Annotated in this window: 10 protein-coding genes and 1 tRNA gene; 1 reads left to right on the forward strand and 10 read right to left on the reverse strand. The window is 62.1% G+C overall.

The genetic code is table 11. The features are described 5' to 3' along the window. The 10 genes from FPP74_RS04000 to FPP74_RS04045 form a co-directional block, all read right to left on the reverse strand. Positions 1–167 (reverse strand): transposase (locus FPP74_RS04000; protein ID WP_144717136.1); only part of this gene is annotated, 167 nt, incomplete at its 3' end. Between the two features lie 47 nt (positions 168–214). Next, entirely contained in the window at positions 215–1,351 is a 1,137-nt protein-coding gene (locus FPP74_RS04005) for a nucleotidyltransferase (RefSeq protein WP_255456057.1), read from the reverse strand. Between the two features lie 5 nt (positions 1,352–1,356). Continuing rightward, a complete protein-coding gene (locus tag FPP74_RS04010) occupies positions 1,357–1,929 on the reverse strand; it encodes an SLATT domain-containing protein (protein ID WP_255456058.1) in 573 nt (190 codons plus the stop codon). Between the two features lie 53 nt (positions 1,930–1,982). Then, complete coding sequence (locus FPP74_RS04015; RefSeq protein WP_144717209.1) at positions 1,983–4,571, reverse strand: DEAD/DEAH box helicase; 2,589 nt, start codon at positions 4,569–4,571, stop codon at positions 1,983–1,985. Positions 4,572–4,573: 2 nt separating this feature from the next. Next, positions 4,574–6,586 (reverse strand): site-specific DNA-methyltransferase, encoded by a 2,013-nt coding sequence (locus FPP74_RS04020; RefSeq protein ID WP_144717210.1) that lies wholly within the window; start codon positions 6,584–6,586, stop codon positions 4,574–4,576. 452 nt (positions 6,587–7,038) lie between these two features. Continuing rightward, a tRNA-Arg gene (locus FPP74_RS04025) sits at positions 7,039–7,111 on the reverse strand. Positions 7,112–7,155: 44 nt separating this feature from the next. Then, positions 7,156–7,434: a mycoredoxin gene (locus FPP74_RS04030; RefSeq protein WP_095277107.1), complete on the reverse strand. Its 279-nt coding sequence runs from the start codon at positions 7,432–7,434 to the stop codon at positions 7,156–7,158. Between the two features lies 1 nt (position 7,435). Beyond that, positions 7,436–7,918, reverse strand: a complete 483-nt coding sequence (locus tag FPP74_RS04035) for a dihydrofolate reductase (protein WP_144717211.1) — start codon at positions 7,916–7,918, stop codon at positions 7,436–7,438. After that, a complete protein-coding gene (locus tag FPP74_RS04040) occupies positions 7,918–8,718 on the reverse strand; it encodes a thymidylate synthase (RefSeq protein WP_144717212.1) in 801 nt (266 codons plus the stop codon). Before FPP74_RS04040 ends, FPP74_RS04035 begins: the two co-directional genes overlap by 1 nt. Next, on the reverse strand, positions 8,715–9,491 hold the full coding sequence (locus FPP74_RS04045) for a 3'(2'),5'-bisphosphate nucleotidase CysQ (protein WP_095537747.1): 777 nt from the start codon (positions 9,489–9,491) through the stop codon (positions 8,715–8,717). Before FPP74_RS04045 ends, FPP74_RS04040 begins: the two co-directional genes overlap by 4 nt. A 44-nt stretch (positions 9,492–9,535) precedes the next feature. On the opposite strand from FPP74_RS04045, the gene FPP74_RS04050 reads away from it, so the two are divergent. Then, on the forward strand, positions 9,536–14,209 hold the full coding sequence (locus FPP74_RS04050) for an ATP-dependent helicase (RefSeq protein ID WP_144717213.1): 4,674 nt from the start codon (positions 9,536–9,538) through the stop codon (positions 14,207–14,209). Positions 14,210–14,211 lie beyond the last annotated feature (2 nt).

The following is a 14,211-nucleotide window of genomic DNA, read 5'->3' on the forward strand; positions in this document are numbered from 1 at the left end:
TGGGCGACGCTGTCACGGTACCAGGCGCGTAACGTGTGGTGGGACACGCCAAGGAGCTCTCCGACTTCCTCGTACGCGCGTTGCCGTGAGCAGGACTCCAGACGGACCATCTCTAGGACTTGATGGATCGCCTTCTCCTTGAATTCGGCGGAATACTTTCTGGGCATAGTGCCAATCCTTCCTTAGCAGAGGTAGGAACTAAACCCAGGACGCTTCATTTGGCCTCGTCACCGCGATTGAGGACTTTCCACCAGAGTTCGGTTCTGGGCGGTAGCGATCTCGTGTCCACCTCAAAGTCAAGTTGCTTGTCGGGACGCAGGAAATTGTAGGTTCTCAGTAATCGTCTCAAAGGCATAGGCCGAAAGCCTCTCTGCGTTACCTTGCACTCCACACTAAATACGCTGACGGTAGCTGCCATCGGAAACTGATCTTCGATGAACTGCTCTGTGTCAATGTAATGGGAGGCTTCCAACTGAGCGGCCCGTGCTTCATCGCCTGTGTCAAGAGGGACACACGTTCCGAAAATGACTCGCCATTTTTGATTCATCGTTGACTTCGTATTGGCCGCGATTGCGTCCTCACAAAGCGAAAGTGCCTTTTTGGCTTTGCTCTGGAAGTTCGATTCGTTAGTGATCTTCTGCCCGCTTCCGAGCGCATACCAGGTGTCTTGCTTGGGGAGCTCAGATAGGTATCCGAAGAAATCTTTTACCAGTATCGGTAGCACAGGAAGAACTGCATCGTCAGACAGCTGCAAAGTCAAGTAACGATGCACGAGTGTGTCGATGAGGAGGCCGTTAATCGGGACTGAATGCTTCCTTTTCCAAGCCCGAGTTAACCGGCAGAGCCTTCGGGCTTTACCTGCTGTCGATCCATCAAGTTCACTGATGGCTTCAATTTCATCTCGTGGTTTTGTCACTCGCCATTGGTCTTTGCGCGTGTCAGGGTATTCGAAATATCCATCGTCGGTTTCGAAAACCGGCTGTACCTCGAATTTGAAATCTCCAAACTCGACCTTTACGACTAGTATGTTCACACGAATCGAGGTCTTAGGGTACCGATGCTTTAGAGCTGTTCGAACCTGGTTTAGAGCCTTGTAAGCCCCTCCAGTCGTGACGAATTTATCCCTCAAAGTCGCGGGCAGGCGGTAGAGCATGTCGAGGTCAGAGATGCCACGGATAGCGGTGTGACGGCCCCAGGACCCGACCATTAACCGGTTGGCTGAATTCGATTCTGAACCGGTGAATTCTTTATTCAAAGACTTGGTGATTTCATCGCGACGTTGCTCGATGGTGCCGGCATTGTCAATCTTTAGGTTGTTTAACGTTTCGATGAGAAGTTCGTTCTGGTCCAATTTGGTTATTTCCTCCGCCATGGTGTGCGTTTATCAATTTCCCCCTGAGAAGATTGAGGCTTTTCGTCTCGTTCAATAGCCTTCTTGACCTTGCAGTAATCGCGTCTCGTTGTTCGTGGGGATTCCGAAAGCAGATCTCTTTCGTCGACTTCCAGCTTGTCTCGTTTAACAAGCGCATCTCCCAGTGAAATTGCATGATGTTCAATGTCCCAGGTCAGGGACTCGTAACGGTTGTGGATCGCGCGTAGATCCACTCCGGCTGCTCTGTGGTCTTCCACAGACCTTTTCCAGTCGACGGATTCCCCCAAAACTGTAAGCATCGTTGCAAAAGTTGCTGCTCCGGAAACCAAGACCGTACTTAACTGGGGATTCGATAAAAGACCTCCCAAACTCGCTAGGAAGGTACCCGCAGTTAAAGCCGTTAAAAGGATCGAACTGGTCTTACGGCACTTCTCCCAATGCTGGTATCGGTCAGCCGCTTTCTCGTGGGTCCGGTAAGTGAAAAACATCCGGTCTCTCCTCGCGTCGAGGAGCCCGACAAAAGCAGCTACCGAATCCAAATCTTTATCTTGGTCCAAATCTTCTCGCCTTCCTGAAGCCTCTGATCAAAGGCCTTTCGCCAACCGGGGTTTTATACACCTGAGTTCGACTTCCGCTTTAAGTCCTCCCACGACTCGGAGGATCGAATGTCGGACTCGTAGGCAATGACGTAGCCCCACTTCTGGCCGACGAAGTCCTCTTCACCGAGAAGTTCCCGGACGAGCACCCGGGCCGCGGCTCGTTTCGCTTGTACTGTTTCGTCATCTCGCCCCTTGTCGGACTTGCCCTCGATTATCCACATCGTGCCGTCGGAGTCCTGGGCGACGAAGTCGGGGTAGTAGGTGTCCCGGGTGGTGTACATGATTGACGCACCGTCAGTGGAGTAGAGGCGCTTCCACCACACGATGTCTGAGGTGTAGTTCAGCAAAAGCGCGAGGAGGTACTCTCCGCCCCACGAGTCGAAACTCGCAGCGGGGAACAGTCCGCGGTTCCAACCGTCGTAGAACTCGCGGGGTTTGAACTTTGCCTGCTGGTCTTTGGAGAGTTGCTGGAGCACCTCTTTGCCGAACGGCAAGGTCACGACTTCGTCAATTGGTAGCTCGACCGGAACGATAGACGTTTCGGTTTGCAGGCTGCTGGCGTGCTCTTTTGATTTCGCGTTGACCAAGGCAAGGAGCTCGTCTACCGCGGACTGTTTCGCCTTTTCCGTCCAGTGGTCGATACCGGCGTTCGTCATGAAGGTCGGAAGGACGTATTGCGCTAGTGTGATCGTGTTCTTTGTGTCCTGAGTGACAACCCCGAGGCCTAATACACGGCGGGTCAGTTCACCAATAACAGTGTCTTCCGCTACGGGAGCCGATTCGACTTCCACGTCGGTGGTGCGTTTCGTGTCGAGCTTGGACTTGCGCACGACGATTTCTTCACGGGTGAGTGCTTCCTTCGAGTCTGCGACACGTCGCGCTGCCCGGATAATGTCCTCGTCGTCAATGTGGCTAAGCAGAAATGGCGTGGTCGATTTTGCCATTACCGTGGATGGAAACAGGAAGGTCTTTCCTGCGAAGTGTTCGTTGAGTCTGATTTCCGTTGCCGGGATGTAGTCGGCGCGCTGCATGGTCTCGTTGTCACCGACTCGTCGGAATGAGACACCTCCGGCGTTGCCACCAGTGACCTGGGTAGTTTCTCCGGCCATGGTGCCAATGTCGCTCGGGCCGTCCGCTGCTTCGCCTGAAGGCGTTGTTGGCCACGCGGTCGAGCCGGAAGTCGACCCCCTTTGGGTCTCGGGCGACGGGTCGTTCGGGTTTGGCTGCACCTGCCCTTCACCCTGGCGGAAGCTTTCCTCCACGTCCTTGCCCGAGACAGCGCCTTGGGCGGCATCGCCAAGACCGAAGGAGCGGAGCACGTCCTCGTCCTTAAGGAGGGACTTGAACGACTTGTGACTCAAGATGTCCAACTGGTCCAGCTCAGCCACACCAGTACGCGCCCCGAAAGGCAGTCGCAGACCGCGGCCCATGGTTTGCTGGGTGAGAATGTCCGATGACATGGCTCGCAGCGCACACATCACCGCGACTCGTTTGGTGTCCCAGCCTTCCTTAAGGCGATCAACGGAGACAATGGCACGAACCGTCGAGGCTGGGCTATCGAGTTCGTCTAGGCGACGTAGCGTGACGGCGTCGTTGTGTTTGTTGTCGAACTGGAGCACAGCCTCTGGGTTACCGAAATAGCCTGGTCCCTGGAGGATCTTGGTGACGTCTCCTGCATGCGCGACGTTTTCGCACACAACGAACAAGAGCGGCTTTGTCCGCTTTTTCTCTCCTGCTTCTCCGGGGAAGTTCGCTTTGCCGTACGCCTCGTAGGCTGCCTCTTTGTTTCGCAACAGTGAAACCGCGTCGAGGAGTTGCCTCTCCTCGGCTGAGTCCTTGGGGTAGCCATTCTCGCGGTAGACAAGCATCGGTGACTTCACGTATCCGTCTTCGATGGCGCTATAGAGCGGGTAGTGGAAGATGACGTGGTCGGTATCGGATGCCGAAGCGGTCAGACCAATCGTGGCAGCGGGGCGGAGATCCTTCAGCGCCTGGTTAAACGCCTTAGCCGATGTGCCAAACAGGTGCGACTCGTCTGCAATAACCACGAGATCGTCCAGGTTGACGAGGTAATCGTAGAGCGACCCGGACTCCTCCTGGTGGTCTCGAATCTTGCGGCGCATGCCCTCTTCGGTGCCAGCGGCGGCATTGGCCTTCTTTGGCTCGATAAGTTGCGACACGTTGAAGACGTAGACCATCGGACCATCTGCGGCATTGCGGAACAGCTCCGACTGGCCGGCACGCCACGCGCCGTAATTGCCAGGTGAAACTACTTGCGGTGCAGAGGAGAAGCCGTCAACGTAGCGGCGCGAGCCCTGGGTGAAGTTCTGGACGGTCTTGTTCTCCAACACTGTGGAAGGCGGGACGACCACCATGACGTTTTTCACCCCGAAGCGCGAAAGATACTCAATCAACGCTGCCATGAGGTAGGTTTTGCCCGCACCTGTGGCCATGTGCATGACCATGGGCTCTAACGGGTCAAAGTCGCCCGTGAGGTGGTAGACGAGCTCACGTAGCGCACGCTTGTTGGGGTCTCGTAGTTGGAATTCGGACGCGATGCTTTCGATGAGTCCTTGGTCAAGTGCGATTGGAAGTGCCATGACTACTTGCCCTCCTGCGTTTCCGAGTAAGTGAAGATGTCGTTCGGGATGTGGACAATCTGGCACGGCTTATCGGTTGTCCTTGCGAACTGCCTGATTCCCGGTTCGAGCTCCGTTGCGGCAAGCGTTACGCCTTGGCCGTCGTCGAGATGTGCGAGAAGCTCTTCGGTCTTGTCTTGATCGAGTCGGCCTTCGACTACTTTGAGGAACATCGAGCCTCGTTTGCCGTCGAAATGGCGGTTATCCGGGGTGAGTGAGAAGTTGAGGTTCGCAGCCACAGAGTTCACGAGTGTCGCACCGGTTGCCGATTCGGTAAGCGTGACGAGGCCTAATTCAGGGACATAATCGAAACACTGCGGTGCAAGGTGGGCGACGGTAAAGCCGCCACCGCCACGCCAGTTACGGATCGTGCTTGGACGTGTGGCAATGAGTCTAAGGGCTGTTTTAATTGCCGATTTCTCCTCTGGTGAGAGGTCCTGCTCTGAGCGAACCGCTCGCAGGAGTTTCGCTGCATCCTCCATCTTCTTCGTATCGAACTTCGCAGGAACCTCGACCCCGGGCTTGGGTTCGCGCTCGCTCGTGAAAGTCACGCCGCCTGCGTCATCGTTCTTAACCACTTTTTCAAGGCGCGGCCGCGTAAAGCGGTCAAACGTGTCTACCACGAGCTCGCACGTCACCCAGCGTCGGCCCATCTTCTGGGCTACCGCAGCGGTGGTTCCCGAACCGGCGAAAACATCGAGAACAATGTCGCCGGGGTTTGTAGCGATGTGGATGATGCGCTCTAGCAGGCGTTCAGGCTTAGGTGTGGTAAAAGGAAGCTGCCCAGGGAATAACGCCTGAATCTCCTTCTTCGCGGAGTCACTGTGCCCCACGTCACTATGGGGCCAAAAATTCTTAGGAATCGCCCCGTCGAGTTCGGAAAGGTAAATCTTGCGTTGAAATGCCCCTAGGCCACCCTCACTAGGATAATAAATGGGCCAGTTTCCCTCCGCATAACGACCGAGCGCGCGGTTGGCATCTTCTTGGTTCCAATGTGGGATTACAATTGGACGAATTTCCGGTCGCAATTTGACATTCGGACCCTCTACACTTTTCCGTCGGGCCAATTCCTCATCCGTGGATTCTCCTAGCTCATATCGGCCCCACTCTCGCATGATTCGAAGCATTTCGGGTTGTTCAAAGCGCCAATTTGAAGAGGAAGATGGATACATCATCTCACCCGTTACAGGATGCTGAATTCCATATACCCCTGGGTGTTGTCTTCTACCAAGGTTATGACGAGCACTTTTGTCGGATGGTTTCCACGGACCCTTATCAGCTCGGTCAGGATTGGTGTATCGAGCATTCATCGCTGAAGAGCGTGCGACTTTGTTTCTCTGAAACGCGGTAGTCTTTCGATAAACAAGGATTGTATCGGTGACCATTGGAATGCCTGAAGCATTATTTGAAGCTGCATAAGCCTTTTCCCATTTGACTTCGGTCACGTAGTTCCCGCTTCCGAAGACCTCGTCCATAAGCAACCTCATGCGGTGGCTTTCGACGTCGTCCAGGTGGACCCAAATCGACCCGTCATCGCTAAGAAGCTTGCGTAGGTGAACGAGGCGGTCACGCATCATGGTGAGCCATACGGAGTGTTCGAGGTTGTCCTCGTAATTGGCGAAGGTTTGTGCTGTGTTAAACGGTGGATCAATGTAGATGCACTTGACCTTACCGAGGTACTTCTCTCGCAACTCCGGCACGCGAGTAAGAGCTTCAAGCACGTCACCGGACTCACCGAGGATCAGCAAATTGTCCTCGGTCGGGTCCAAGTCTGCCCGCTCCGAGTATTGCGTGTCCTTGTCCTTCGGCGACTGCTTGCCGGTGACTACTTCGTCAATAACGAGTGCCCGAGTCTCGCAGTACCGCGGGTCTTTCGGATCAACCCACTCGTATGCGTAGCGTCCCTCTTCGCTGGGAATGAGTGCCTTGTCCTTGTTGAACCAGGTCAATTCAAGTAGTTGCTTCGTGCCGGCCACAGTCTCGCTGCCTCGTTTCCTCTGTCGGGGCTGTCAAACAATTCACACCTTATGGTAGCTGGAGCAATGACAGGACAGGAAGAAAATGCGGCCACAGGGGAACATGCTATCGAATCGCGAGCGGGGCGGGCTCGTCGGCGCTCGTAACGGTGTGCAGGACCAATTTTCCCAAAGCGATCTAACACGGCTCGTCGTCACATGACGACGTAGCGAATTACCCCACTATTTTCTGCAGGTGTTTAGGTTGTCCCGAGGCGAAATCATCGCCGAGCACTACATCGACACATCCCGCAACTACCAAAAACCATACTGGCGAAAAGGCCAACCCCCCGCTGACCCAAAATACAAAACCGGTGCCTTGGAAAAATTAAAACCGAGGCACCGGTTTGTCCACCATGTCGCGACTGAGTTGTCAACTATGTCGCGACTGAGGACACAAGCGCCCCAGAGAGCGCCCCAGAGAGGAATCGAACCTCCGACACCGGCTTTAGGAGAGCCGTGCTCTATCCACTGAGCTACTAGGGCATTGGTGCGAGCGTACCGCACCCGCGCGCGGCACAGAAAATCAGCTACGCACCGGCGAGCTCGGCCTGCTTCTCGCGCACGGCGGATGCGGGCGGGTTCGTCGCGTGGGTGCCGTCGGAGTAGAGCACGGTCGGCACGACGCGGTTGCCGTCGTTGACGGACTCCACCCATGCGGCCGCGTCCTCGTTGCCGGCGGCCTCGACGTCTACCACGTCGTAGGGCGTCTCGGTGCGGTCCAGGTTCTGGCGCAGCTTCGCGCAGAACGGGCACCAGCTGGTGGCGAAGACGGTCACGTGAGCGTTGGTTTCGGGGGTCGCAGTCATGCTACGAGTCGGTCCTTTCAAATCGTTGGTGCTTAAAGCGGGTGCCAGTTCGGGAAATATTCCACTCGCCGTCGCGCACGAGCGCAAATTCGGCGCCGAGGCGGGGTGCATAGACCGGGTGGGGGAGGGAATCGGCCACGCGGGCGTCGATAAGCGTGAGCTCGACGACGTCGACCTCGTCGAGCGTGGCTTCGTAGATCTGGCCACCACCGATGATCCACGCGTCCGTCTTCAGGTCGGGAAGATCGGGAGACACGAACGCCCCGTCCGACCACGCGCCCGCTTCGCGCGAGCTAAGCACATGGTTTGGGCGGCCTGGCAGCGGTTTCTTCGGCAACGACTCCCATGTCTTGCGCCCCATGATGACCGGGTGGCCCATGGTGACCTCTTTGAAGAACTTGAGATCCTCCGGCACACCCCACGGCATGCCAGCCCCGTCGCCGATGACGCCGTCGAGGGACTGCGCCCAGATTGCGCCCAGCACTAGACGGACACCTGCGCCTTGATCGTCGGGTGCGGGTCGTAGCCCTCCACCTCGATGTCGTCGAAGTCGTAGTCAAAGAGCGACTCCGCTTTGCGCAGCTTGAGCTGCGGGTACGGGCGCGGCTCGCGGGAGAGCTGCTCGCGCACCTGCTCGACGTGGTCGTTGTAGATGTGGCAGTCGCCGCCGGTCCAGATGAGCTCGCCAACCTTGAGGCCCGCCTGCTGCGCGAACATGTGCGTGAGCAGCGCGTAGGAGGCGATGTTGAAGGGTACGCCGAGGAACATGTCGGCCGAGCGCTGGTAGACCTGCATGCTCAGCGTCCCGTCCACCACGTAGAGCTGGAAGAGCAGGTGGCAGGGCAGTAGCGCCATCTTGTCCAGCTCGGAGACATTCCAGGCGGAGACGATGTTGCGGCGCGAATCCGGGTTCTCCTTCAGCGTCCGCAGCGCCTCCGCGATCTGGTCCACGTGTGTCCCGTCGGGGGTGGGCCAGGAGCGCCACTGCACGCCGTAGACCGGGCCGAGCTCGCCGTCCTCGTCGGCCCACTCGTTCCAGATGCGGATGCCGTTGTCCTTGAGCCAGGCGATGTTGGACTCGCCGCGCAGGAACCAGAGCAGTTCGCCGACGACCCCCTTGAAGAAGACCTTCTTCGTGGTCAGCAGCGGGAAGGAGTCGGCCAAGTCATAGCGCAGCTGGCGGCCGAACAAGCTCACCGTTCCGGTGCCGGTGCGGTCACCCTTCGCCTTGCCGTGTTCGGAGATCTCGCGCAGCAGGTCCTCGTACGGGGTGGGGACCGTCACTTCGTTGCGACCCCCTCGTAGCTGCCGTGCTCGTCGCGGTACTTCGCGCAGGCGGCGAGGATGTCGTCCGCGATCTCCGGGCGGCAGATGAGCACGTCGGGCACGTAGGTGTCCTTGTTGTTAAAGCGCAGCGGGGAGCCGTCGAGGCGGGAGCAGTGCAGGCCCGCGGCCAGGGACACGCCCACCGGCGCGGCCTGGTCCCACTCGTACTGGCCGCCGGCGTGCACGTAGGCGTCATAATCACCAAGCAGGACGTGCATCGCCTTCGCGCCGGCGGAGCCCACCTTCGCAGTTTCAAACCCGAGCGCGTCCGCCACTGCCTCCGCCACGGCCGGCGGGCGGTTGCGGGAGATCGCAATCTTCTTGGCAAAGGGGCCGGCGACGTGGCGCACGTCAGAGGACTTGAACACCACGCCCAGGTCCGGCAGGCCGACCGCGGCGTGGGTGGGCACGCCGTCTTCCACGAGCGCGATGTGCACAGCCCAGTCCTGGCGGCCGGTGGCGAACTCCTTGGTGCCGTCGAGCGGGTCCACGATCCACACGCGCTTATTGCTCAGGCGGGTCTGGTCATCCGCCGCCTCCTCGGAGAGGAATCCGTCGCCCGGGCGGTGCTGCTCCAGCACGCGGGCGATCCAGTTCTGGGCCAGGTCATCGCCCGCCTCGCCGAGTTCGCGCCCTCGCAGCAAGCCGACGCCGCGGATCCCCTTGAGGATCTCGCCGGTGCCTTGGGCAATCAGGTTGGTCAGCCGGGAGTCTGAATACTGCGCAGTCATAGTTCAAAGACTACCGCAGTTGACGGCCCGTTATCCTTGCAGCCATGAGCACGGAGATCCTCAACCGCTTCCACCCCCAGGTGGCCACCTGGTTTTCGGAGGTCTTCGCGGAACCGACCCCGGTCCAGCAGGGGGCGTGGCGCGCCATCGCGGACGGGGAGAACGCCCTGGTGGTCGCGCCCACCGGCTCGGGCAAGACGCTCGCGGCCTTCCTCTGGTCGCTGAACTCGCTGGTCGAGCGTGCTGGCCAGCAGGCATTGCCTATCGACGGCGCGCAGACCTCCACCCACGGAGGTGTGCGCGTCCTCTACATCTCCCCTTTGAAGGCGCTGGGCGTGGACGTGGAAAACAACCTGCGCGCGCCGCTTGGCGGGATCGCGCGCGTCGCGCAGCGGATGGGGCGCGATATGCCGGACATCTCCGTTGGCGTGCGCTCGGGCGATACGCCGCAGGCGGAGCGCAACCGCCAGCTGCGAAAACCGCCGGACATTCTGATCACCACCCCGGAGTCGCTCTACCTCATGCTCACCTCCAAGGCGGCGGGCATCCTGAAAACGGTCGACACCGTAATTGTGGACGAGATCCACGCGCTGGCCGGCACGAAGCGCGGCGTGCACCTCACGCTCTCGCTCGAGCGCCTTCGCCGCCTCGCGGGGAACTTCCAGCGCATCGGCCTGTCCGCCACGGTGCGCCCGCTGGAGGCGGTGGCGAACTTCCTGGGCGACAAGACCACCATCATCAATCCGCCCGCGGAGAAGCGCTGGCAGCTGGACGTTCACGTCCCGGTCGAGGACATGTCGGACCTGCCGGTGCCGGAGGATGCTTCCACGATTGGGGAGGCCGTGATTGAGGGTGACGTCGAAAAGCTTTTGCTTGACGACGCCACCGAGCCCCCACCACCGGGCGCCCCGAAATCCATCTGGCCACACATCGAGCGCGCCGTGTACGACGAGGTGATGGCGCACCGCTCGACCATCGTCTTCGTCAACTCCCGGCGCACCGCAGAAAGGCTGACCAGCCAGCTCAACGAGCTGTGGGCGAAGGAGCACGACCCGGACGCGCTCTCGCCGCAGACCCGGCGCCCGCCCGCGCAGCTGATGAAGTCGGTGGACACGGCGGGCCACGCGGAGCAGGTCATCGCGCGCGCCCACCACGGCAGCGTGTCCAAGGACGAGCGGCTGCAGACCGAGACGATGCTCAAGGAGGGTGCGCTGCGCGCGGTGATTTCCACCTCGTCGCTTGAGCTGGGCATCGACATGGGCGCGGTGGACCTGGTCATCCAGGTCGAATCGGCGCCGTCTGTCGCCTCGGGGCTGCAGCGCGTCGGCCGCGCCGGGCACACCGTGGGCGCGGTCTCGCAGGGCAGCTTCTACCCCAAGCACCGCTCCGACCTGGTGCAAACTGCGGTGACGGTGCCGCGGATGCGCGAGGGCGCGATCGAGGAGCTGCACACCCCGCGCAGCCCGCTGGACGTGCTCGCGCAGCAGACGGTCGCCGCGGTCGCGTTCGAGGACCTTGACGTAGACGAGTGGTTCGACACTGTGCGCCGCGCCTGGCCCTACCGGGACCTGGCGCGCGAAGTTTTCGACTCCGTGATCGACCTGGTCACTGGGGTCTACCCGTCGACCGACTTCGCGGAGCTTCGGCCCCGCGCCATTCTGGAGGGCACGATGCTGAAAGCCCGGCCGGGCGCGCAGCGCGTGGCGGTGACGAACGCGGGCACGATCCCGGACCGCGGCATGTTCGGCGTGTTCTTGCTCGGTGCCGACGACAAAGCACCCCGCCGCGTCGGCGAGCTGGACGAGGAGATGGTCTACGAGTCTCGCGTGGGCGACGTGTTTACCCTCGGCGCGTCGAGCTGGCGCATCGAGAACATCACCCGCGACCAGGTGCAGGTCACGCCCGCGCCCGGCCACACGGGCCGGCTCCCGTTCTGGAACGGCGACGGCCTGGGCCGCCCATACGAGCTGGGCAAGGCGCTCGGCGAGTTCCGCCGCCAGGCGCGCTCGGGCGAGGGGATCGACCCGGCGCTCGACGAGTTCGCCCGCACCAACCTCGTCGCCTACCTGCAGGAACAGGAGGAGGCCACGGGCGTGCTGCCGGACGAGCAGACGCTGGTGCTCGAGCGCTTCACCGACGAGCTGGGCGATTGGCGCGTGGTCCTGCACACCCCCTTTGGCAAGGGCGTGAACGCCGCCTGGGCGCTGGCCACCGGCTGGCGCGTCGCCCAGGAGACCGGCATGGACGCCCAAGCGGTCGCGGGCGACGACGGCATCGTCCTGCGCCTGCCGCAGGGGGAGAAGGAGCCGGACGGGTCGCTCTTCCAATTCGACGCCGACGAGATCGCCGACATCGTCACCGAGCAGGTGGGCAACTCCGCCCTGTTCGCGGCCCGCTTCCGCGAGTGCGCCGCCCGCGCCCTGCTCCTGCCGCGCCGCAACCCGGGCAAGCGCGCGCCACTGTGGCAGCAGCGCCAGCGCGCGGAGCAGCTGCTCGACGTCGCGCGCAACTACCCGTCGTTCCCCATCATCTTGGAGACGGTCCGCGAGTGCCTCCAGGACGTCTACGACCTGCCCGCGCTCCAGGAAGTCGTGCGCGAGCTGTCCACCCGCCGCATCCGCATCGCGGAGGTGACCACGGACCAGCCGAGCCCGTTCGCCTCGTCGCTGCTGTTTAACTACACCGGCGCCTTCATGTACGAGGGCGACACCCCGCTCGCCGAAAAGCGCGCCGCCGCCCTCTCGCTCGACCCGTCGTTGCTGGCCAAGCTCTTGGGCACCGTGGAGCTGCGGGAGCTTCTCGACGCCGACGTGATCGCCGAAACCGACGCGAAACTCCGCCGCCTGGGCCGCGCGAAAACCAGCGAGCAGTTCGCCGACACCCTGCGGATGGTGGGGCCAGTCGCCGTGGACGCGCTCGCTGACTACACCGACGTCCCCCTGACCACGCTGGAGGAGAGCCTGCACGGCCGGGTGATGCGGGTGCGCATCGGCGGGCGCGAGCACATCGCGCAAACGCTTGACGCCCCGCTGCTTCGCGACGGCCTGGGCATCCCCGTCCCGCCCGGGGTTGCCGCACAGGTAGCCACCATCCCGGACGCGCTGCAGCAGCTGGTCGGGCGCTGGGTGCGCACCCGTGGCCCGTTCACCCTGCGCGACCTGGCCGACGCCTTCGGGCTGGCCGTGGGCGCGGCGCACGAGCCGCTGACCCGTCTGGTGGACCAGGACAAGGTGATCCCGGGGCGCTACCGCCAGGGCGTGGACGAGGAAGAGTACGTCGCCGCCGAAGTCTTGCGCATCATCCGTTCGCGCTCGCTGGCGGTGGCCCGGGCGCAGACGCAGCCGGTCACGCAGTCCGCGTACGGGCGCTTCCTTCCCGCCTGGCACAACGTGGCCCCAGCAGGCGTGCGTCCGGCACTCCGCGGCGCGGACGGCGTGTTCACCGTGCTCGAGCAACTAGCCGGAGTACGCCTGCCTGCCAGCGCGTGGGAGTCGCACATTCTGCCCTCGCGCGTGGGCGACTACTCGCCGGTAATGCTCGACGAGCTCACCGCGGGCGGCGAAATCCTCATCGTCGGCGCGGGCAAGGCCGGCGCGCGCGACCCGTGGATCATGCTGCTGCCCGCCGACTACGCCGAGCAGCTCATGCCGCAGGTGGATGAACCACAACTCAGCCTCACGCAGACGCAGGTGATGGAGCGCATTCGCGGAGGCGGCGGCTACCTGTTCGCGGACCTGCTAGGCCCCGTCACCGAGCGCACCACGACTGCCGAGGAGCTGCGCGAGGCCATGTGGGACCTCGTCGAGGCCGGCAGCGTTTCACCCGACTCCTTCGCGCCCATCCGCGCCCGCCTCGCCGGTGGCAAAGGCAAGTCGGCGCACCGCACGCGGCGCCGCCCGCAGCGCAGCCGCATCCGATCCGGGCGCACTACCTTTGCCAACACCACGCCGCCGGACATGGTGGGGCGCTGGGCCGCGACACCCCGCGCGGACACCGACGCCACGCGCCGCTCCGTCGCGCTGGGGGAGAGCCTGCTCGACCGCTACGGCGTGGTCACCCGTGGCTCCGTCGTGGCCGAGGACATCCTCGGCGGCTTCGCGCTGGCCTACAAGACGCTGTCCGGCTTCGAATCCTCCGGCAAGGCGATGCGCGGCTACCTCATCGAAGGTCTCGGCGCATCGCAGTTTTCCACCCCGGCCACGATCGACCGCCTGCGTGGTCACGCCGATTCCGACGACGTCATCGGCTGGCCGTCCGGAACCCGCGAACCACACGTCCACGTGCTCGCCGCCACCGACCCCGCCAACCCTTACGGCGCCGCGCTGCCGTGGCCCGTGCAGGGCCCGACCAGGGCGGCAGGGGCCATCGTCGTGCTTATCGACGGCCTCCTCGCCGCCCACATCACCCGCGGCGGCAAAACCATGACCACATTCTTCGACGGCTTCCCGGAGGGGGTGGGCGACCCGCTCCCGCTGGTCATCGGTGCGTTGGATGAGGCGGTGCGCGCCGGGCGGATGCAGCCCGTGGGCGTCGAGAAGCTCAATGGTGGCCCCGCGTTTGGCCTGCGCGACTACGGGGCGCGGGTGACGCACAAGGGCGTGAAGATTGGCGCGAAAGCTGCGGCGCCGCCGAAGCGGCGTGGCCGGAGCGTGGCCGAGGCGCTGGGGGAGATGGACGAGGCGCGCGGGCCCGCCGAGGGGCTCAGCTTCGACGATTAGCG

Source organism: Corynebacterium sp. NML180780 (assembly GCF_007786415.1).
In the GTDB taxonomy this organism is placed as follows: Bacteria; Actinomycetota; Actinomycetes; order Mycobacteriales; family Mycobacteriaceae; genus Corynebacterium; species Corynebacterium gottingense.